Here is a 21,691-nt window from a genome sequence, read left to right on the forward strand (position 1 = left end):
AATAATAAGGGTAAATTCAAAAAATTATCGGTGAAACTTTTATGTCTTCAGATTGTAGTTAAGTGGTAATACTGCGTCTCAAAAAGGCAATGGTGGATTTATTCGCTTTAAGAGAAATCATTTCTTTTAAAGCATCAGGAATTTTCCTTCTAAACGAGTAGATAGAAAAATTTTTCAAGAAATTCGTTTAAAAGGCGTGTTTTTTAACAGTTGGTGATAGTAAATGAAAAGGGAGTGGGGAAATGGAATTAAAACAGATTTCTAAAACAATTGAGAATAAGTCGATTTTGACCAATATCGACCTCGAAGTTCGACCGGGAGAAATCGTTGGGTTGATCGGTCCTAATGGTGCTGGCAAGACCACCACGATGAAGATAATGAGCGGTTTAACGGTTAACTATACAGGAGAAGTGATTGGCGATGAACGGGTGGGTATGTTGATTGATGGACCAAAATATTTTCCAAAAAAGACAGCAAGAGAAAACTTAGCTTATTTTCAAGCTATGTCTAATGATAGTTATTCGCTAGAATATATCGAGTCGCTTTTTGACATGGAAGGCTATCAAAACAAAAAAGTGAAGAACTTCTCTTTAGGCATGAAACAACGCTTAGGAATGGGAATCGCACTCATTAATAAGAATGATTTATTGATTTTGGATGAACCGATGAACGGTCTTGATCCAGATGGAATTCAAGCAACCATTGACACATTGAAACACCTTGCGAAAGATTTAAATCTCTCGATAATCATATCGAGCCATATTTTAAGAGACTTAGAGAAACTTTGTGACAGAGCTTATTTCATCAAGAATGGCGAAATTGTCTATCATGCGGAACTCGGCGCAAAAGAGCGTTATCAATTTGTTTTCTCAAAAGAAGACATAACCAACGTTGAGAAATTGATCGGCCAAATTGGAGAATATGAACAATTAAATGAAACCTTTATCGTAGACGCTTCGGTAAGAATTGAATTAATGAAATTACTTGTTCGTTTTGATTTATTTCCAACTGAAATAAAAAAATACCAATCAAATTTGGAAGAGCTGTATTTTTCAATGTAGGAAGGAGCAAGAATAATGAATGTATCCGTATTAACAAGAAAAGATATTCGAAGACGCGTTGTCTCTTTTGGCAGCAAATATTTAATTGCAGTTAGCCTAGTTTGTTTAGCATTGCCATTCTTGAACTATTTCATGGGAGATCCTTTGGATTTCACTGATTATCTTGGCGCCGTTAATTTTATTTTCCCTATTTTGTTGCCTATACTAGCTGTTAACTTTTTAATAGACGATCAAAACACGCATATTGGCGATTTCTTCTTTAAAACAAAGAAAGGTAGAAGGAACTATCTTCTTTCGCTTTTTCTCTCTGCACTTGCTCTAGGTATTGTGGCAGGAATATTACTGGTTATTTTTAGTCTGGTCTTCCAATTTGGTTTTCAAGTGACCGTTTTATGGGACCCCGTTCTGCTTTCAATAGGGGCTTATCTGTTGTGTCCGCTTTTCTATTTGAGCATTGCGTTGATTCTAGCTCTTTTTGTTAAATATGAAGGGGTAACACTAATGACCATCACGATTTTGCTGCTGATCCTGTTACCAATATTGATCTCGATTGGTGCAGCAAATATCGGGCTTTCTTTTCTCTTTGAGACACCCTTTTATTTGCTTAGTTTTTTAGGAGTAGGATCCGTTGCAGCAATCGATCTTGTGTATACAGCAGCTGTGGTTCTTATTCTTTATCTGATAGCTAATTGGAGAATCAAAAGGATTGATTTCTAAATGGATCATTCAGTAAAACAATATCTGTTCGTTGACGAATGAACATCCGTCTTTAAAAAGATTCTTTAAAACGTTTAATTTCAAAATTCGCCTACGATCAACCGATATGTAGGTGATTTTTTTCGGCTCTTAAAGCCATTGTCTCTGGCCTTGATCAATCAGCTAGAGATAAGAAGATCAGAGAATCGCAACGATTCAATAAAAGACAATTCATCAGATTTGAGGTGGGAACAGTGCAAACATTTCTAACAAAAACATCACTGAAGAAAGTAATCTTATTAGATTATTTACTGGAAAGGAATACTCCTTGCGAAATCAACGAATTAAAAAGGATTCTCCATTTAACGGATCGATCCATCTTAAACTATCTAGAGGAACTGACTGAATTATTCAAAAGGTATGATGGGAAAATTTGGTTGTTGAATGATAAAAACAAACGATTTCAGATCCAAAAAGAAGAAGATTTTCCGATATACACTATCTATCTTTATTTTTACAAAGCATCCTACAATTATCATTTGATTCAGTTCATGTACCATCACCCGGAAAAGAACTTGAAAAAATTTGCTGAAAACCAGTTTACAAGTGTTTCAACGGTTCTTCGCTACGCAAAGCTTCTTGAACCGTATTTTCATCGTTATCGAATACATTTCCATCCCTATCGACTACAATTGACTGCGGATGAGCGAAACATCCGCTGTTTTTTCTATTACTTTTATTGGAACGCCACTAGAGAAACTGAGGATAAATGGCCTTTCCAAATTAAGTTCGATAGAATAGAAAGTCTAATCCAATCATTTGAAAAAATCTATCAAATCACATTGGAACCCTTGCAAAAAAGGATATTCTCTTACTGGTTAGCAATTAATTTAGAGAGAAGTAGGATCAAGAAGATTGTTGTTCCTGTCGAGGATCAAACTGTGATCAATGATGACCCAAATTTTGTGCGTCTGCGTCAATGGGACAGTCAAACAGGGCTCATTCTTGATGAAAATGAACTTTATTTTCTTTACCAAGTGATTTATTCATTTGGCATTATCGATGGAAATAGCCAATACGAAAATAGTTATGCTGCGGCGCAAAGAAAACATCAGACATGTTCCTACAGAGTCGTCCAACATTTGACGAAAGTTTTAAAGGAGATGTTTAAGTTTACTTTGGCTATTGATGATCCTGAATTACTATTTAATTTTATTGCATTTCATGAGCGTAGTTCTTTCTTCTTCGGGAATACCGATCTTTTTTTTAATCGTTCTTACAGCGATGAAGTAAAAGAAGAGAGTTCCCAAAAAAATCGCATTCTCGAAGAATTTCATCTGCGAATGAGCGATACAGAAGATAAAGAGGTGGCTCAACTTCTTGAAAATTGGGAACAACTATTTTTAGATTATTACTTTATTCTCGATTATTACGATTTATTCTCATTTTATATTGATCCGGTAAAAATTTTAGTCCACGATGATTTACATCATACCCATCGTCTGTGGTTAATGAATAAGATCAATGCACTCTTTGGGCATTCCTATACCTTTGCATTCTATGATTATCAAACAGATGTAGGGGATGTTGATTTGGTCATTTCAAATTATTACTTCAATACAGGCGAAGTCCCCCTGATATTAATGAAGAACATTCCTACTGAAAGAAATTGGCACCAATTAGGTGAGGTTTTGTACCAGTTAACAACGATCAAAGCAAGTTATCGCTAAACGCGGACTTGCTTTTTTTTTACAATTTAATCGTAACTTTTTTCAAGAAAGATGAAAATTCTTGAACTAGAAAACCCATAGTAATCGTGTCAGAATAATCTTAGATCTAAATTAGATCAATTATTATCTAGGAGGAATTATAAAATGAAAAAAACATTGGTTGCTACAACCGCACTAGGACTACTCACGCTTATCGCAACAGGTGTGACTGCTTTCGCAGAGAGTCAAGAAAGTCAATTAACAGGGATTACAAACAAAACTGACGTAACATTTACACCGGGATCAGGAGAAGATGTAGATCCAATCGTTCCTGATGATACCCATGATGACGATCCAAGCACAGGAGATACCGGTTCATTATCGATTCCTTTCGCTTCGAACATTACCTTTGGTCAACATGAAATCTCTCAAGGAGACGAAACTTACTTTGCATTGAACCAAAAACCACACGTTCAAGTAAATGACACCCGGGGTGGGGCAAAAGGCTGGTCGCTTGGTGTAACATTAAAACCTTTTGTTGGAGAAAATGGTCATGAATTAACAGGAGCCAAAATGACATTGTCGAATGGTAAAGTTGTAACTAAAAACAATCAATCACCGATGCCAAAAATGACAAACACAACAGTTGATTTGAATGAACAATACCAAGACTTAATGCTTGCTAAAGAAGGGCAAGGTGCCGGTGGCTTCGCTGCTGTTTTTGAAGGGGAAGACGGCAATAACCAAAACGTGAAGCTGTATGTTCCACGAGCTAGTGTTGAAGCACAAGCCTATACAGCAGATCTAACGTGGGTGTTAACTGATGCGCCAGCCTAAGAATCACGGAGGATGGGGAATAGCATTCTCCATCTTTTTTCTTTTTTCTGTCTTCTTCTTAGTAGCTACATTTCCCTTAAATGGTTTTGCAGAAACAGATTCAAAAACAACGAATAAAGTTTCTTTTGATGCACAGGCAGTGTTGCCAGAAAATCAACAATCAGAAGCAAGCTATTACGATTTGAAAGTTACTCCTGGCAGCGAACAAAAATTGATTCTTAAACTGCGAAATACCAGTACAAAGGACATCAAGGTCAATGTAGAAGCAAACAACGGAGTAACCAATCAGAATGGGGCGATTGACTATTCCAAACATGGAGAAAAACTTCTCGGAGGACCTTCTTTTGAAGAACTGATTTCGAAATCACAAAAAATCGCCTTAAAACCAGAGGAAGAAAAAGAGGTGGTTTTTGAACTGGAAATTCCTGAAAAAGGTTTTGATGGGACTGTACTAGGCGGATTTTATTGCTATGAAGACACGGAAGGAAAAGAAGAACAAGCCAAAGGATTTACTCTAAACAACAAATTTGCTTATACGATAGGGGCGAAATTGATTTGCTCCAGCAAAGAAGTACAGCCAAAATTTGCGTTAACAAAAGTCACACCCGGTTTGGATAATGGTTATTTGACGGTTTTTGCTGATTTAGAAAATTCGCAACCCGTCCTCATGAGTAAACTGGCTATGCATGCAACAGTCACTAAAAAAGGCCAAAAAGAAGTGCTAAAAGAGATGGATAAAAAAATCTCTTTTGCTCCACGAACAAAATTCAGCCTACCAATCAGCTGGAACAACGAACCGTTAAAAAAAGGGATCTACGAATTGAACATTGATTTGAAGAATGAACAAGGAAAAACGTGGCAGTTAAAGAAAGAGTTTGAGATCAAGGGGAAAGATGAAGAACTAAACACGAAAGCAGTCGAAGTAAAAGAACAGAATCACACAATGATTTATCTCATTGCCGCACTGTTTTTGGTGATTATTCTTGTGTTAGTCGGCTATATTTTCAATTTGAAACGTAAACAGCCATAGAATGGGGGAAACAAAATGAAAAAACTCTTTAGTCTGTTCATATTGGTTTTAATTTTTGGGGGAGCAACATCGGTATCTGCAAGTGAACAAGTGAATAGTGAAGTGGGAATCTCTTTTTATCAACCTACTAATAAAAATCAAGTGATCCCCATGGAGAAGGTAAATGCCGGGGATCACGAAATAGCGGTTGGCCCGAAAACATTACCAAAGACCGGGGAAGAACGACCATTTTTATTTCAAGGATTTGGTGTACTATTCGTTGGTGTAGCAACTACACTTTACTTATTGAAGAATCAGAAGGATAAAAGGGATGCCTCATGAGAAAATATAAGCAGTTATTCTTTTGGTTGATTCTATTCTCTGGTCTTTTTTTTGGGGCAGTGACTGCAGAAGCAGCCCCAAGGCCTTTAACGGATCTAGGCTACTTTCATTGGGCCAATCAATCAGTGACCCCTGCTGAAAACACGTTTATCATGCATTACGGTGAAAATACAACGATTGAACCAATTGAAGGCGATGTGTACTCGGATTATTTAACAGTTGGTAAGAGTGCTGCTAGTCTTAGTAAAGCAGTGGTTAAAAACGTAGGTTATTATCAAGGAAAATCAGTAAATTTACTAGTAACTTTGAAAAAAAATAAGAGCAACATGGATGGCGGTTCAATAAGCTTTGATAAGTCATATTTTTTAGGTATAACTGTTGTTGGAGAAGTAATGGTAAGTCTAGATTTTATTGATCAAGATGGGAATCCAATGATAATAAAAACAGCTTTTAATTATTACGGATTAAACGCAAATAAGTATATTGGATATAAGGACCCAGGGGATCTTATTCATTCTCTATATGCAAATAATCCAACACATATTCTTTATGATACTTGGGATGGAGGGAAAGATGATTATTGGCTCTATCTAAAAAATCAAACGCCAGGAATTCCATGGCGCGATCCAAGACAAAGATTTGAGTTAGTGACCAATGCCATTTCCAATATGACTTTTGTTGTCCATAATAATGATAATACGCCATCTTCCATTGTTTACTTTACAGATTTTTTGGCTAAACCAGAATTTCCTCCGGCTTATGCATCAGATTCTAAATTTGAAAAAGTAAAAGGAGTTTCGCTGAATGCGAAACAAACCATTCCTAATGTAGATCAATGGCAGAAATCTCAACAGATAGAGATTGATTTCAACTTGGATCAAGTGGAAAAAACCAAACAGTTTGAATTTGAGAAAGTTTGTGTCACAAATTTTGCTGGTGATGATCTTACAGATTTATTTACTAGCAAGATGATAGATGAGAAAAAAATCCAAATTGTTGCTAAGAATCCTAGCGATAATCGCTTGTATGATACCGTTTTACAATACCAAGTAATACTAAAATGGATAGGCAATGAACATCCTGTGGATCCTTCCATTCTTTCAGATGGTGACTTAGATTTACCATTTAATGTGAATACAATCTTCGATGGAACTAACCTAGGAGAAAAATCGGCGTCCTCATTAGTCAACTATAGTAGTCAAGTAACTGTTGCTTTTCTTGATGAAAATGACAATATTCTTCTTGCCTCGTTAACAAAAAAAGGGATTTTAACAACATCATTTGATTTATCTGATGATTACCCTGAAATAGCTGGCTACACACCAATTAAAAATAATAGACAAGACAAAGGGACCTTTTTACCAGATAATCAATTGGTTGTTCATCGATACAAAAAAGGGCAACCTTTACACTTTGAACTTTTTAATAAAGAAAGTCCCCTACAAGTCTCAAGATTTAACAATAAAAGAGAGTTAGCTATCCAATACTCTCAAGATCCTTCAAAAGAGAAAGCGACAACTCTCTCTTTCGTTGCCAAGTATCAGGAGGAAGAAAAGGTCATAAAAGAATTTCCGTCTGCTCCTCAAAAAGGGGATGCTAAAGTTACCTTTGCATTTCCAGAACAATGGATAGGCCATGAAGTTTCTTTCTATATGAAAGATAATGACGGACAGGAATCGAATATGGAAACGAGAGTAGTTGAAAAAGAAAAGGGGCCAAGTTTCTCTCTTCCGGAAGAAATTAGTTTCGGTAAAGTTCACATTCCTTCAAAGGAAAAAACTGTTTTCTCAACTACTAAAGATAATGCTCAAGTAGAAGATCATAGTAAGTTAGATGAAAGTCACTGGACAGTGAAAGTAAAAGAAGAACAGCCGCTTACGAATAAACAGAAAGACGTATTAGCTCAACGGTTAATCCTAAAAGGCGATAAAACAGACTTACGGATCAATCATGCCGAGCAAGAAATCTGGACAGGAAGTGGAAGTGCTGCATTTGACTTATCGAAAGATCTAAAATTGACTGTTTATCCTTCTGATAGTGTGGGAAGCTATCATGGTTCTCTACGCTGGACCTTTGAAGATGCACCAGACTAAGTAATTTGAGTAATAAAATCCAGCGCTCTTTTATCAAAGAAAAGTTGAAAGGACTAGCGAATCAGCTAGTCCTTTTTTGCCTTTCTATTCCCATGTTTGATTCATTTTGTCAGCGTAAAAAGCAATCGCTTTGCGATAATCATTGATTTTTTGATCCGATGAAGTTTGTGCCAGTAGTTCTAATAAAATTTGATTGGATTGATTGTATTGTCGAAGATTAAAAAGAGCCATCGCATAGAACACTTTTAACCCATTGTTTGTCGGAAATTTATCTTGTCCTTCACGCAAGACTTCTTCCGCTTTTTGATAGTTCCCTAAAGCGCGATACGTGCTTCCCAAACCGAGATAGGCTTCTTCCAGATCTGGATCCGTCAAGCCTAATTCAATTGCGCGTTCATAATAAGGCACCGCTTGTGACTCTTTCCCTAAGACATCAAAGCTCCAAGCAATTTGATAATTCAAATAGGCATTCTCGGGATCACTTGGATAGGTTTTTAGCAATAGATCATTTGAATTTTGAAGCTTTCCAGCTTTGCGTAACTGGATGGCAGTTTCGATGATAGCCAGTTGGTTTTTCTTCATCTATGTTTCCCCATTCCTAGTAGACATAATCAAATTATATTATTCTTGATAAGCTTTCAGCCAGTGATGAGGTTGCAAACTGCTCAACTTTGCAAATTCAATCCTGTGAAAATCTTTTGTGGTCAATGCGCATAACACATCGCCACCCCAAAGAGCAAGCCGTTCTTGACATATGCCGCAGGGAGAAAGAATTTTGAAAGGAGCGTTTTCGTCCTCTCGAACCAAACAGAGGGTATGGGTGATTTGAGCATTCATTTTAGCCGCTTCCAACATACAACCTAGTTCCATACACACACTAGAACCGGCATTGGGAAAGTCTGGCGAGATGCCAATCACTATTTCATCATTCTCTAAATAGGCACCAGCAACACCACCCCAACCTGTCGGATACCGCTGAAGTAACTCGGATTTAACCGTTTCAAAAAGTTTTGTTTCAGCTTTCATGAAAAACTCCTTTGCTTGATTTTTTATTGTCTTTAGTCTGAAAAAAGCTTATTCCTTCGCTCTCAGAAGCAGAGAAAAGTTAGGCACTGAATGGCGAAAGGATTTGGATGCTCGCCGTTTTAGGTGCGTCCTTTTTTGATTGCTAAACCAATGTACACCATGAAACTAATAAAAAAGATCATGCTGGCGACTTTCGCTAAATTTCCCTTAGCAAAAAGCAGCAACGCGGAGGCCAGAAAATTAATGAAAGCAACTGCGAAATAAACATGACTTATTTTTTTGTTCGACATTGACAAAACACCTCTTTTTCCTAACAATAGCATACTTTACGTACAAAATGAATTCCCTCAAAGCAGAAGCAGAGAAAGTGATTACTTTTGACAGATTTATGCTAAAAGTTTCCATATGAAAGACATAATGAAAGGCAGAAATGTTATTTTTTAAGACCAGAACTGCAAAAATTCTCTCATGGTTTTCTCCTATTTTCCAACTGAATATTTTGAACCACAGAATCATTCACAACTTTTGCGTCAAATGAATGACTAGTATCCGACGCAAAAATCATTAAGGATAAGCCAATTGAAGGCTGTAGACCAAAGAAACTGAGACGGATATCGGTCTTTTGGAGGATGTCGTTTTTTTCTGTTTACAAGTGAAGAGGAACACATTTTCCATACTAAAAAAGAATAAAGATTTCATGAAAAAGAAGTGTAAATTCACAAAAACTCCGATGAAAAAAATTTTCTCCGGAAAATATAACACAATATATTGTGCCTGATTCGTGACAGTGATACTATATATCGTGTTCCAAGAAGAAGTAGGAGGGATCGATGTGAAAAGAATCAACATTCTTTATATCAGTCTAACAGGAAATACAAGAGACTTTATTAGGCGTTTAGAAGCCTATTATCGTCCAAAAAATATAGCAGTACACTCATGGAATGTAAAAGAAATTGTTACCAACAAACAGGCATTCCAGAAAATCACTGAACCATTTGTCACCTTTTTGCCAGCCTTTTTAGAAGGGGGCAATGGGACCGATAATGGCTATCAAGAAATACTTACCACACCCCTCAAAGAGTATTTGACCTTTGAAAAAAATTACGAAAATTGTTATGGAATCATCGGGAGCGGCAACCGAAATTTCAACAAACAATTCGCTTTGACTGCGCATCAATATGCAGAGCATTTTGGTTTTCCATACTTGGATGAATATGAGTTAAAAGGAACCACAAAAGATGTTCAGCGAATCGGCGAAAAACTACTCATTTGCCAAAGTTTAGCAGAATTAAAGAAAGAGAGAGAAGGATCACTATGAACGATGAACTGACATCCTATTTTTATTTGAATAATCTAGTTAACATTCCAGTGGATGGGAAAATTCCTTTGCAATATGACAAGGAAGCATTACACGCTTTTTTTAACGAAGAAGTGGAACCAAAAACTATCGCTTTTCCTTCTTTCAAAGAAAAAATACACTTTTTAATTGAAAATGAATATATCGATCAAGCATTGATTTCAAAATATTCCTGGTCATTTTTGTCTGATCTTTATCAAGAAATTGTTGATCAGAAATTTGCATTTAAGAGTTTTCTAGGAGCGTATAAGTTCTATTCCCAATATGCGATGAAGACAAATGATAAAGCCAAATGGCTGGAAACTTTCAATGATCGGGTCTTCTACAATGCATTGTATTTAGGAAATGGGGATGAAACGCTGGCTCAACAAGTGGCTGGTGAACTGATCAATCAACGGTATCAACCGGCAACCCCAACTTTTCTAAATGCTGGTAAAAAGCGCAGAGGTGAAATGGTCTCCTGTTTTCTAATTGATGTTTCTGACTCGATGTTAGCGATTGGACGTGCCATCAATTCAGCTTTGCAACTCTCAAGAATTGGCGGTGGTGTGGGAGTCAATCTCTCGAATCTTCGCAGCTCGGGCGATCCCATCAAAAAGATTGAGAATGCTTCTTCTGGCGTCTTACCGGTAATGAAATTATTGGAAGATTCCTTTAGCTATTCCAATCAGCTTGGTCAAAGAAATGGGGCAGGGGTCGTTTATCTAAATGTATTCCATCCAGATATTTTTGCTTTTTTGGCAACCAAAAGAGAAAACGCGGATGAAAAGATTCGGGTAAAGACACTGTCATTAGGGGTCACTGTCCCGGATAAATATTATGAGTTGTTGAAAACAAATGAGCCAATGGCTTTGTTTAGTCCTTATGACGTGGAACAAGTATACGGCAAGCCTTTCAGTTACATTGATCTAACCGCAGAATATGATGCAATGGTCCAAAATAATGAAATCCGCAAAGTCTACATCAATGCGAGAGAACTTGAACAAGAAATTTCAAGACTTCAGCAGGAATCTGGTTACCCTTATATTTTGAATATCGATACGGCCAATCGTACCAATCCAGTAGAGGGTAGAATCATTATGAGTAATCTCTGCAGTGAAATCTTGCAGCCGCAAGAGCCTTCAATTTTGAATGACGATCTGTCTTACCAAACGATTGGCACAGATATCTCTTGCAACTTAGGTTCAATGAATATTATGAACTTGATCGTTTCTCCTGATTTTGGTCAATCCATTGAAACGGCAGTCAGGGCATTGACCACCGTTTCTGACTTAACCGCAGTGAAGCAAGTCCCAAGTATCAAAAAAGGAAATGACCTGTATCACACGATTGGCTTAGGGGCAATGGGGTTGCATACCGCCTTCGCCCGAAATCAAATCGAATATGGCAGTCCAGAAGCGTTGGAATTTACTGAGGCCTTCTTCTTAGCAATGAACTATTATTCTTTAGTTGCAAGTAATAAAATCGCAAAAGAACGCCAGGAAACATTTCATCGATTTGAGAAATCGACCTATGCAGACGGCACCTATTTTGATACTTACCTATCATCAGACTTCGAATTAACATTTGCCAAAAACAAAGAACTCTTTGCTAATATCTGCTTGCCTAAAAAAGCTGACTGGCAAACATTGAAAGAATCTGTTGCTGAGTACGGGCTGTATCACCGCAATCGTCTCGCCATCGCACCGAATGGATCGATTTCTTATGTAAATGAAACAAGTGCGTCACTGCATCCTATCACCCAATTGATCGAACAACGCCAAGAAAACAATGTGGGGTCGATCTTCTACCCAGCACCATTTTTAAGTGATGAGACCCTGCCATTTTATACTCCGGCATATGATATGGATCAGCGCAAAATCATTGATACCTATGCAGTTGCTCAAAAACACATTGATCAAGGGATGAGTTTGACTTTATTCATGCGCTCTGTTTTGCCAGAAGGAATCTATGAGTGGAAGAAAAACGGGACTTCACTGATGACTACCAGAGACTTGAATCGGTTGCGTAACTATGCTTGGACCAAAGGAATCAAATCTTTGTACTATGTGCGGACATTTACCGAAGATGACGAGATCCATACCGCCAACGAATGTACTTCATGCATGATCTAACATAAGCCAAACCTGAAGGAGAAGAAACAATGAATTATTTGTACTATAAAGCAGTCAACTGGGATGAATTGCAGGATGCATTGGACCAATACACTTGGGAAAAATTAACCAATAATTTTTGGCTGGATACCCGCATTCCCTTGAAAGAGGATATCGCAGAATGGGAAAACCTTTCTGTCCAAGAACAGGATCAACTGAACAAGCTATTTGCCAGTTTATCTGTGAATTACACCTTGCAATCGGAATATGGCGCTGCTAGCTTGCGTCGGGGCATTCAAACCCAACAAGAAGAAGCTGTTTTGAATATCACCACCTTTATGGAGTCTGTTCATACCAAGGCGATCACGACATTTTTCCGTGCCTTTATTGATGAAGAAGAAACCGCTGCTTACTATGCTTTTGCGGATCAACAATCTGCGTTGGCAAGGGAACTGCAACGAATCAGCGAGAGCTATCAGACCGGAAATGAATTACAAAAAAAAGCAGCTTTTCTTTTGTGTGAGACCATTCTAACCTATGGAAGACTTGCTCCAGTTTTTGTCAAAGACTCATTGATTCAAACCAATCAACTTGTTGGCAATCTCTTGCGCGGTAGCAGTATTTATTCCGCTTATCTTGGCTATAAGTTCCAACTTGCCTGTCAGCAGTTGTCAGCGGAAGAACGCACTGCACTTATCGCGTGGGTCAACCAGCTGGTGGAAGAAATGCTTTCGATAGAAGTCGATTTCATACAAGAAATCGGCGAACCGATCATCGGCTTGGAATTGCTTCACTATGCCACGAATTATTTCTATCATCTATTGGGTTTCCCTCAATCGGTTTCTTATGATTTGCCAACTGCCACTTTAACCAAAATCACAAATCTAATTACTAGCATCGATGACTTGCAGAAACAATCACGCTTGATTTTAAGCAGCAAAACCGAAGAGATGGAAAACGGGGATTACGAGTTTTAAGGCATTCGTTAAAGGAGGATAACACAATGGAACAGACAGTAAATTGGAATGTGATCGAAGACGAATTTGATGAGTATGTATGGGACAAAGCAACTGCTCAATTTTGGTTAGATACGCGAGTTCCGGTATCCAATGACTTGAAAGACTGGCGGGTTTTATCAGACATTGAGAAAAGTATTTTGAATAAAGTTGTCGGTGGGTTAGCGCTATTGGATACATTGCAATCAGAAGAAGGCGTAAATGTGATGCGGGAAGACGCATTGACCCATAAAGAGATCGCCGTTATCAATAATTTTCTAATGATGGAATCGATCCACGCCAAAAGTTATGGTACGATCTTAACCTCATTAAATGAAAAAGCCGTCACTGAAGCAACCTATGAATGGATGAACAATGATCCACGGATGCAATATAAAGTGCAACGGATCAATGAGATTTATCAAACAGAAGACAACTTGAAAAAGAAAGTAGCAAGTGTCTATTTGGAAGGTATTCTTTACTACAATAATTTCTTCTTGCCCCTTTGGTATCGCGGTCAAAATAAACTGGCCAACTTATCAGAAATCATCAAATTAGTGATCCGGGATGAGTCCGTTCACGGCACGTATCTCGGCTACAAATTTCAGTTGAGTTTTGCTAAACTTTCATCTGAGGAGCAAGCAGCTTTCAAAATCTGGATGGATGAACTACTAGACGATCTTTTGGAAAATGAGTTCCGTTTTACAGAAGAGATATATGCACCAATTGGCTTGGAGGATGAGGTCAAACAGTTTGTTCGCTACAATGCCAATAAATCATTGCAAAACATGGGCTTTCAGGCACGCTTTGATCATGCGACGATCGAAGATATCAATCCGATCGTGATGAACGGCATCTCAACAGAAACGGCCAATCATGATTTCTTCTCACAAGTCGGTGCGGGGTACTTGATGGGCAGTGTAGAAGCCATGGAAGAAGACGATTACGACTTTTAAACCTTTGATAGAAAGAAGTCTCCGTTATTGGGGTCTTCTTTTTTTTGCTAAGAGCAAGACGTAGGAGAGGCAATAGCTGTTTTTTTTTAGAAATTTTCAGTGCAGTTTTTTTATAGTTTTTTTGAGAAGGAACTCTTGTCAATTTGTTCGTTTGAAAGTGAAAAAATGTGGCAAATAAAATGAGTTTTTTAAAAGTTTTTTGTTCCTGTTCACTTACGTTGGCTGTCAGACAATCGAGAAATGAGAGGAGATAACCTTATTCTTGCTATTGTAGTCTTTATGGTATGATAGCCTTGATTGAAAAGGAGGAAGAAAATGGACCTTAAAACAAAGATAAGGGATTACGCCAGCACATTGGAGAATGTTCAAAAAGACCATCCTTTCCAAAAATTCCCTGAATATGAAGTCTTTCGCCATACAAAAACCGGCAAGTGGTTTGCACTGATCATGACCATCGATCGGAACAAATTAGGTATTTCTGGTGATGGACAGGTGACTGTGATTGATGTGAAAGCAGAGCCTGAAGAGATCTCTATCTTGATCAATGCGCCGGGGTATTTTCCTGGTTATCACATGAACAAAAACCATTGGCTCACGATTTTGTTGGATGGCACGGTAAAAGAAGAGCAAATCCGGGAAATGATCAAAAACAGTTACGCATTAACCCGTTGAATTTTATTTATTCTATTTACTTGAAAATCAAGATTCTGCAAGAAAGAAGCCAAACTACAACCGATGTTGGCTCATCGATTGTGATTCGGCTTCTTTTATTAATGAGCAGTTTGATATTCCTGATACAGTTTGGCAATTCTTACTTTCTGTTTTTCTGTCAGGCGCGACTGTTTTTCTAAACGCAAGAATAAGGCAGGCAATTCCTCAAGAGGAGTAATTTGATCTACACGAATCGCATTCTGAAGCATACGCAATAAGTTGCTGATTTTTTCTGTTTCAATCATCTCTAGATAGTCGTCTTTGATAGCAAGAAACTTATTCTCAACATCACATACAATTAAATTACTTATCATGTCATGAGCGATGCGTCGATGGTAGGAGTTTTGATGTTGATGCAGCTGCCAAAAATCCTTCCAGTAGGGATAAAAAAGCATGGGTTCAATGAACGAGGCTCTTTCAATAATCAAGTAACTATTGAAATAATAATTAATATGGTTCTTGCCATTGATGACATTTTCAATTAATTTTTCTCTTAACGACTGATCGAACAATGTGCTCTCAATGTAAGGGGTAGGGTCAAAACTCGTCGTCTGAAATTTTTGTTCAATTTCTTCATAGGTAAATTGTTCCGAGTAAGTCATATTAACGCTCCTTCCTGTGGCTCCTTGTGTATAGTGGAGAGAAGTAGTTCACCATTATAGTAACAAAGATAGTAAAGAATGGCAGTGGAAAATGGAGTTTTCTTCTATATTAAATAGTTTTTAGCTTGTCACCTTTCCTTTTATATAAACAATCTATGTTTTTCACGCGAAGTGACAAAAATGATCGTTTCGAGTGGAAGATTTTCGTGCTATAGTATGGAAACATTATTCACGAAAGAGGGAATACTCGATGCCAGTCATCGCTATTTTAATTGATTTGATTACTTGTGCTAGCTACTTTTTTCAATTGCACTCCGCACCGTCACAATCCTTGTACTTGCTGGGAATGATCTTACAGGCATTCTTTACCCTCATTTTATTGATTATCGCTTTCACTTATAACGGAAAAAAGTTTGCCCGTATCCAGATCCATCTTTTTTACCGGGTCGTTTCTATTAGGTATGCCATTATCTTGGTCTCTACATTCATCAACGGAGCCGTCCTGTTTTTGTATGTCCTAAATTACTTAGGTATCAATGATGTGGTCTTTTCCAATTTCTGATCAAGCAAAACAGTAAAGATCAAAAAAATCCACTCGTATAAAGTGGATTTTTTTTGTGTGATCTTCATTTAAATTAGGTGGCAGACGAAGAGGCAATTGGCACTTCGTCTTTTTATTTCGATCTTAGGAGAGATAAAATTCTTTCAACGTTTTCGCGATCATTTTTGCGATGGGATGCCCCTCGGTAAAGCTGGAAGACAGATAAATCGTCCGAGACAGGGGAAAGTCATCCAAGGTGCGCAATACGAATGGGGCACTTTCTTTGTAGCCCCAGGTCACTTTAGGAAAGAAGGTGACCCCTAAGCCCTGATTGATCAATGAACGTAATGTTGCCGGATCATCCGTGGTGGCGCCAATACTCAAAGGAATTTTTCTTGATTCAAATGCTTCGTCAATGGTACGTCGTAATGGTGTATTCGATACGAGCATGATTAACGGTAAATCAACGATATCAGCGGTCTTCAGATCGTTTTTTTTCGCTAGCGGGTGATTTTTAGGAATGGCCAAGAGAATCGGTTCAGTAAAGATGGGTAAATTCGTCATTCCGACTTTCGGCTCCGAAGTAATGTAAAAGACCCGACCTTTTTCCTTTTCAGCTTTTCCGTGTTGTTTGATCGAAAGCTGGATATCTGGATGTTTTTCAACAAAAGTTTTGACAAGGTTGGGAATAGACACCGAGGCCACTTCTGAATAGATGGTGATAGAAGGGATGATCTCATTGTTAAGTGATCGGATCGCTTCCAACCCAAGATCATATTGTTCCAGAGTCTTTGTGACGTAAGGGTAAAATTCTTCGCCATACATCGTCAATTCAATGTGGCGGCCCGTATGATAAAACAACGGTGCGCCGATTTCGCTTTCTAAATGTTTCATGGCCCGGCTCAATGCTGGTTGCGAAATATACAGTTCTTGCGCAGATTGAGTGATATTTTTAGATTCTGCGACTTTTTGAAAATAACGCAAATGTTCGAGGTTCATGGGATGCTCCTTATTTCCATACCTTTTTGTTATGGATGGTTATCATTTTGGCATTTTTTATTATAGCAAACTTTGACTAGAATAACAGTGTAAGAGAAATTGTTAAGGAGGTTCTTCATGAGTACAGGTTTCTTATTCCCAGGTCAAGGCAGCCAAACAAGCGACATGATCCAAGATGTACCAGATGATTATTTCATCCGATTGGAACAAGCCACCGGCTATCAATTGAAAAAGGCAACGAATGTTGAAAATGACACTGTCTATATTCAATTAGCTATGCTTGTCAAAGCTGCTTATTATACCGACCAGATCAAGAAGGCAGGCATTTATCCTGATTTGGTTGCGGGTCATTCCATCGGCGCATTTTGCGCAGCACTGGCAAGTGAATGTCTAAGTTTTGAAAGCACCGCCAGTCTGGTCTATCATCGAGCGACGCTGATGAAAGAAGCATATCCTTCTGATTATGCAATGGGTGTAATCGTTGGATTGACAAGAACAGAAGCGGAGAAGGTGGTCAATGAAAGTTTTGATCCAGAATTCCCAGTGTATCTGTCCAATGAAAATTGCCCGATGCAGCATACGCTATCCGGTCACATCCATGGCTTGAAGCAAGCCTTAGCACTTGCGAAAACGTACCATGCACAAACCGCAAAGCTATTGGCTGTTCCAGTTCCGTCTCATTGTGAATTGATGGACGAAACCGTCAAAAAGTTTGAGCCTTTCTTGCAGACTGTCACGATCAATTCGCCAGCTTGTCCTTATGTCAAAAATATTGACGGACGATTGACAACTGATCCAGCAGAGATCCGCAAAGATCTATTGCAAAATATCGCTTATCCTGTGCAATGGAACAAAATGATGGATGTCATTAAAGAAATGGGAACAGATATCGCTCTCGAATTTCCTCCCGGCAATACCCTAACAAAGCTGATTCACCTGAAGTTTGGTGAAAACCAAGCGATCCGAACCATCAACTTGAACCAGCACGGCATTGATGATGCCATATTCCTATATCAAAAATGGAGATGAACACAATGGAAAAACCAGCAAGAAACTGGGCCAGCAAACGCGAAAAAAAAGCCCAAACAATGAAAAAAATCGAACATTTGCTTGATGGAAAATATGTACCAACTGAAGCCATTATCGAAGTGTTAGAAACGGTTATTCAACCAGGTGACAAAGTCGTTTTAGAAGGAGATAACCAAAAACAAGCAAGCTTCCTTTCAAAAAGTTTGGAACAAGTCAATACAGATAAAGTCAATCAATTGCATATGATCATGTCGAGTATTTCTCGTCCAGAACATTTAACTATTTTTGAAAAAGGCATTGCAGCAAAAATCGATTTTTCATACGCTGGTGCGCAAAGCACACGTGTCGCTCAAATGATTGAAGACGGTACGATGAAATTAGGCGACATTCATACCTATTTAGAATTATACGGACGTTTGTTCGTTGACTTGATTCCTAATGTCGTTCTTGTCGCTGCAGACAAAGCTGACAAACAAGGGAATCTTTATACAGGCTACAACACTGAAGAAACACCAACCATCGTTGAAGCTGCTGCTTTTAAAGATGGCATCGTCATCGTGCAAGTCAATGAAGTGGTAGACGAATTGCCACGGGTCGATATTCCAAGTGACTGGATCGATATCGTTGTCTTGGCTGATCAACCTTATCAATTAGAAGCATTATTTACCCGGGACCCTCAAAACATCACCGAATTACAAATCTTGATGGCAATGATGGCATTAAAAGGAATTTATGCCGAACATGAAGTTCAATCATTGAATCATGGGATTGGGTTCAACACTGCCGCTATCGAGTTACTTTTACCAACCTATGGCGAAACGTTAGGAATCAAAGGGAAAGTTGCTAAAAACTGGGTCTTAAATCCACATCCAACAATGATTCCTGCTATTGAATCTGGTTGGGTCGAAAGCATTCACAGTTTTGGCGGCGAAGTAGGGATGGAAAAATATATCGCTGCTCGTCCGGATGTTTTCTTTGTTGGGAAAGATGGTACGATGCGTAGTAACCGTGCTTTGTCACAAACAGCTGGTCAATATGCGGTTGATATGTTCATCGGTTCTACTCTGCAATTGGATTATGAAGGAAACTCTTCAACAGTAACCAAAGGCCGTTTATCTGGTTTTGGCGGTGCGCCAAACATGGGGCATAACCCTGGCGGTCGTCGTCACTCAACACCGGCATGGCAATCATTGCGTGACGAAAAGGACCCATTAGGCAAAGGTCAAAAATTAGTTGTTCAAATGGTCGAAACTTACAGCTCAAACAAAAAACCTGTCTTTGTTGAAACACTAGATGCACTGGACGTTCAAAAACAAGCCGGCTTAGCCAACGCCCCTGTAATGATCTACAGTGATGACACGACTCATATTGTGACCGAAGAAGGAATTGCTTACCTTTATAAAGCCACTTCTAAAGAACAAAAACAAGCAGCAATCGCAGCAATCGGCGGTGTAACACCATTAGGTATGACGAGTACCAAAGAATCCTTGGATGAATTGCGTGCCGCTGGTATCGTAAAATTGCCAGAAGATCTTGGTATCAAACGCAGCGATGCGAAACGTTCATTACTAGCTGCTCAAACTGTGGATGATTTGATCGAATGGTCTGATGGCTTGTATCAACCACCTATGAAATTTAGAACTTGGTCATAAAGGAGAGAAGAACAAAATGGAACAATTAGCATATACCTATAAAACAACAAAACCCATCAAAGAAAAAATCCATGTTGGTGTGGTGGGTTCAGGAGATTTAGAAATTTTACTTTTCCCAACAGATAAAGCAGAAACTTCAGTGAAGATTTGTACCGGAAGTGACGGCTTTGGCGATGTTTGGCAAAATGTTTTGACACGCTTCTTTGAACGTTACCCAATCACCGCAGACATGGTTATCAATGACTTTGGTGCTACTCCTGGAGTTGTCTATCTTCGATTAACACAAGCAATGGAGGAACTTTCAGATGAAAAATAGTTTTGTTGAATTAAATGCCCGCGAACGTGTAAATGCGTTAGTTGATAATGGTCGCGAATTGATTGGACCTTTTGATCAAATGATCGCACCAAATTTAGTCGCTCAAGATATCGTTCCACAAAGTGACGATGGCATCGTTGTTAGCCGTGGTAAAATCGCTGACAAAGAAGTAGTTGTTATTGCTATGGAAGGTAAATTCCAAGGTGGCGGTATCGGTGAAGTTTCCGGTGCGAAAATCATTGCCGCTTTGACTCATGTACTGGAAGAAAACCAAAATGGCCACGAAATCTATCCAATCATCGTATTGGATACTGGTGGTGTCCGTTTGCAAGAAGCCAATTACGGGTTGCTCTCTATTTCTGAAATTGGTAATTTGATCGTCGCTTTGAAAAAATATGTTCCAGTCATTGGCTTAGTTCCTGGTCGTGTTGGTTCATTTGGTGGGATGTCTATCACTTCAGCCTTAATGAGCTATTTGATCGCTACCAAAAAAGCTCGGATCGGTTTAAATGGACCAGAAGTAATTGAACAAGAAGCTGGCGTTCGTGAATTTGATTCCAGCGACAAAGATTTGATTTGGAACACGATTGGTTCCCGTCAACGGTTGCATGCGCAAATCGTTGATGAATTAGTAACAGATAGCGTGGAAGCCATTAAAGCAGCTGTGATCGCAGCAATCAACGAAAAGAAAGACAGTCATCGCAGCGAAAACGCCGACTTTTATCTCTCTTTGTTGGCTAAACTAGATTTATCCAAACCAATGGCAATTGACGCGTACAATCAAGCATTAGCCGCTCACAAATCAACAACTGTGAAGGAAATCAACGTAACAGAAGGGACAGAAGATGCTGCTACAAGCGTTGGTTACGACTGGTTTGCGGCATTGACAGGGTTGAAACACCCAACTTCTACAAGTGCCACAGTTTATGCTGCAGCTTCAAACTTATTCAACGAAGATGCGGTTGTCACAGCCATTGTCCCAAATGCACAAAACCCAATGTACCGTGTTCGTAACGGGGAAGTTGGTTTGATCGAAGGCTTTGAAATGGCTCATGTCTTAGAAACCGTTTATCAAGAAGACAAAGAAAAATCTGTGAAACGTCCAGTTGTTGTCGTGATCGACGTACCAAGCCAAGCTTACGGTTATAACGAAGAATTGATTGGAATCCACGTAGCCTTAGCAAATAGTGCTGCAGCTTATGCAAAATTGCGTCAAGCAGGACATCCAGTGATTGGCTTCATCGCTGGGAATGCGATTTCTGGTGCATTCTTAGCCCATGGGTTACAATCAAGTCGCTTAATTGCTTTGAATAGTACCAACATTACGGTTCAAGCGATGTCTAAAGAAAGTGCCAGCCGTGTAACAAAACGGTCAATCGCAGCTATCGAAGCAGCAGCAGAAAAAGTACCAAGTATTGCCTACGACATCAAAAATTATACGAAACTTGGTGCGATTTTCACTTTCTTAGAATCAATTACGGATCAAGAAACCAGCGCTGACCATGTCAATGCAGTGATCGACGCCATCAATGAAGCGATTCTTGATGTTCGCCAAACAAACGATACTATGTTGACCAACCGATACACCAACGAGATTGCTGTTAAAGGCGGTCGCTTAGAAACAAATAAAGTCTTTGCCCGTATGAATGAAGAATGGACTGATTAAA

General features: G+C 38.7%; 22 protein-coding genes. 17 read left to right on the forward strand and 5 right to left on the reverse strand.

The genetic code is table 11. The features are described from left to right. The first annotated feature begins 242 nt into the window (after window positions 1-242). The 7 genes from Q0A12_RS02285 (at window position 243) to Q0A12_RS02315 (ending at window position 7,747) form a co-directional block, all read left to right on the forward strand. On the forward strand, window positions 243-1,061 hold the full coding sequence (locus Q0A12_RS02285; protein WP_291291093.1) for an ABC transporter ATP-binding protein: 819 nt from the start codon (window positions 243-245) through the stop codon (window positions 1,059-1,061). Between the two features lie 15 nt (window positions 1,062-1,076). Beyond that, window positions 1,077-1,778 carry a hypothetical protein gene (locus tag Q0A12_RS02290; protein ID WP_291291094.1) on the forward strand — a complete coding sequence of 234 codons (702 nt, stop codon included), beginning with the start codon at window positions 1,077-1,079 and terminating at the stop codon, window positions 1,776-1,778. A 233-nt stretch (window positions 1,779-2,011) separates the two neighbouring features. After that, a complete protein-coding gene (locus tag Q0A12_RS02295; protein WP_291291095.1) occupies window positions 2,012-3,487 on the forward strand; it encodes a helix-turn-helix domain-containing protein in 1,476 nt (491 codons plus the stop codon). A 144-nt stretch (window positions 3,488-3,631) separates the two neighbouring features. Then, a complete protein-coding gene (locus tag Q0A12_RS02300) occupies window positions 3,632-4,303 on the forward strand; it encodes a WxL domain-containing protein (RefSeq protein WP_291291096.1) in 672 nt (223 codons plus the stop codon). Then, window positions 4,290-5,333, forward strand: coding sequence for a DUF916 and DUF3324 domain-containing protein (locus Q0A12_RS02305; protein WP_291291097.1), 1,044 nt, complete (start codon window positions 4,290-4,292; stop codon window positions 5,331-5,333). Before Q0A12_RS02300 ends, Q0A12_RS02305 begins: the two co-directional genes overlap by 14 nt. Window positions 5,334-5,348: 15 nt before the next feature. After that, complete coding sequence (locus Q0A12_RS02310) at window positions 5,349-5,654, forward strand: LPXTG cell wall anchor domain-containing protein (protein WP_291291098.1); 306 nt, start codon at window positions 5,349-5,351, stop codon at window positions 5,652-5,654. Further along, entirely contained in the window at window positions 5,651-7,747 is a 2,097-nt protein-coding gene (locus Q0A12_RS02315; protein WP_291291099.1) for a MucBP domain-containing protein, read from the forward strand. Before Q0A12_RS02310 ends, Q0A12_RS02315 begins: the two co-directional genes overlap by 4 nt. 84 nt (window positions 7,748-7,831) lie before the next feature. Here Q0A12_RS02315 and Q0A12_RS02320 read toward each other — a convergent pair whose 3' ends face one another. The 3 genes from Q0A12_RS02320 to Q0A12_RS02330 form a co-directional block, all read right to left on the reverse strand. Then, window positions 7,832-8,329, reverse strand: coding sequence for a tetratricopeptide repeat protein (locus Q0A12_RS02320; protein ID WP_291291100.1), 498 nt, complete (start codon window positions 8,327-8,329; stop codon window positions 7,832-7,834). 39 nt (window positions 8,330-8,368) lie between these two features. Continuing rightward, on the reverse strand, window positions 8,369-8,773 hold the full coding sequence (locus Q0A12_RS02325) for a cytidine deaminase (protein ID WP_291291101.1): 405 nt from the start codon (window positions 8,771-8,773) through the stop codon (window positions 8,369-8,371). Window positions 8,774-8,892: 119 nt separating this feature from the next. Further along, complete coding sequence (locus tag Q0A12_RS02330) at window positions 8,893-9,063, reverse strand: hypothetical protein (protein ID WP_291291102.1); 171 nt, start codon at window positions 9,061-9,063, stop codon at window positions 8,893-8,895. A gap of 542 nt (window positions 9,064-9,605) precedes the next feature. Between Q0A12_RS02330 and nrdI the strand changes: the two genes are divergently transcribed. From nrdI to Q0A12_RS02355, 5 genes are all read left to right on the forward strand, one after another. Next, on the forward strand, window positions 9,606-10,091 hold the full coding sequence (gene nrdI / locus Q0A12_RS02335; RefSeq protein WP_228158728.1) for a class Ib ribonucleoside-diphosphate reductase assembly flavoprotein NrdI: 486 nt from the start codon (window positions 9,606-9,608) through the stop codon (window positions 10,089-10,091). Beyond that, entirely contained in the window at window positions 10,088-12,244 is a 2,157-nt protein-coding gene (gene nrdE, locus Q0A12_RS02340; RefSeq protein WP_291291103.1) for a class 1b ribonucleoside-diphosphate reductase subunit alpha, read from the forward strand. The genes nrdI and nrdE overlap by 4 nt, the downstream gene beginning before the upstream one ends. A 29-nt stretch (window positions 12,245-12,273) precedes the next feature. Beyond that, window positions 12,274-13,200 (forward strand): ribonucleotide-diphosphate reductase subunit beta, encoded by a 927-nt coding sequence (locus Q0A12_RS02345; protein WP_291291104.1) that lies wholly within the window; start codon window positions 12,274-12,276, stop codon window positions 13,198-13,200. A gap of 26 nt (window positions 13,201-13,226) precedes the next feature. Further along, on the forward strand, window positions 13,227-14,174 hold the full coding sequence (gene nrdF / locus Q0A12_RS02350; RefSeq protein ID WP_291291105.1) for a class 1b ribonucleoside-diphosphate reductase subunit beta: 948 nt from the start codon (window positions 13,227-13,229) through the stop codon (window positions 14,172-14,174). 315 nt (window positions 14,175-14,489) lie between these two features. Then, window positions 14,490-14,846: an MmcQ/YjbR family DNA-binding protein gene (locus tag Q0A12_RS02355; RefSeq protein WP_291291106.1), complete on the forward strand. Its 357-nt coding sequence runs from the start codon at window positions 14,490-14,492 to the stop codon at window positions 14,844-14,846. Window positions 14,847-14,944: 98 nt separating this feature from the next. Here Q0A12_RS02355 and Q0A12_RS02360 read toward each other — a convergent pair whose 3' ends face one another. Next, window positions 14,945-15,487: a hypothetical protein gene (locus tag Q0A12_RS02360; protein ID WP_291291107.1), complete on the reverse strand. Its 543-nt coding sequence runs from the start codon at window positions 15,485-15,487 to the stop codon at window positions 14,945-14,947. A gap of 250 nt (window positions 15,488-15,737) precedes the next feature. Between Q0A12_RS02360 and Q0A12_RS02365 the strand changes: the two genes are divergently transcribed. Continuing rightward, window positions 15,738-16,049 carry a hypothetical protein gene (locus Q0A12_RS02365; RefSeq protein WP_291291108.1) on the forward strand — a complete coding sequence of 104 codons (312 nt, stop codon included), beginning with the start codon at window positions 15,738-15,740 and terminating at the stop codon, window positions 16,047-16,049. Between the two features lie 123 nt (window positions 16,050-16,172). Here Q0A12_RS02365 and Q0A12_RS02370 read toward each other — a convergent pair whose 3' ends face one another. Beyond that, a complete protein-coding gene (locus Q0A12_RS02370; RefSeq protein ID WP_291291109.1) occupies window positions 16,173-17,027 on the reverse strand; it encodes a LysR family transcriptional regulator in 855 nt (284 codons plus the stop codon). Between the two features lie 117 nt (window positions 17,028-17,144). On the opposite strand from Q0A12_RS02370, the gene Q0A12_RS02375 reads away from it, so the two are divergent. Genes Q0A12_RS02375 through mdcD form a run of 4 tightly spaced genes read left to right on the forward strand, consistent with a single transcriptional unit; the run spans window position 17,145 to window position 21,690 of the window. Then, entirely contained in the window at window positions 17,145-18,056 is a 912-nt protein-coding gene (locus Q0A12_RS02375) for an ACP S-malonyltransferase (protein WP_291291110.1), read from the forward strand. A gap of 5 nt (window positions 18,057-18,061) precedes the next feature. Then, the gene (gene mdcA, locus Q0A12_RS02380; protein ID WP_291291111.1) at window positions 18,062-19,708 is read left to right on the forward strand and encodes a malonate decarboxylase subunit alpha; all 1,647 of its coding nucleotides are present in this window, start codon (window positions 18,062-18,064) and stop codon (window positions 19,706-19,708) included. Between the two features lie 16 nt (window positions 19,709-19,724). Next, complete coding sequence (locus Q0A12_RS02385) at window positions 19,725-20,024, forward strand: malonate decarboxylase subunit delta (RefSeq protein WP_060814921.1); 300 nt, start codon at window positions 19,725-19,727, stop codon at window positions 20,022-20,024. After that, on the forward strand, window positions 20,014-21,690 hold the full coding sequence (gene mdcD / locus Q0A12_RS02390; protein ID WP_291291112.1) for a biotin-independent malonate decarboxylase subunit beta: 1,677 nt from the start codon (window positions 20,014-20,016) through the stop codon (window positions 21,688-21,690). Before Q0A12_RS02385 ends, mdcD begins: the two co-directional genes overlap by 11 nt. Window position 21,691: the final 1 nt, after the last annotated feature.

The organism is Enterococcus sp. (genome assembly GCF_022711995.1).
GTDB lineage: Bacteria > Bacillota > Bacilli > Lactobacillales > Enterococcaceae > Enterococcus_D.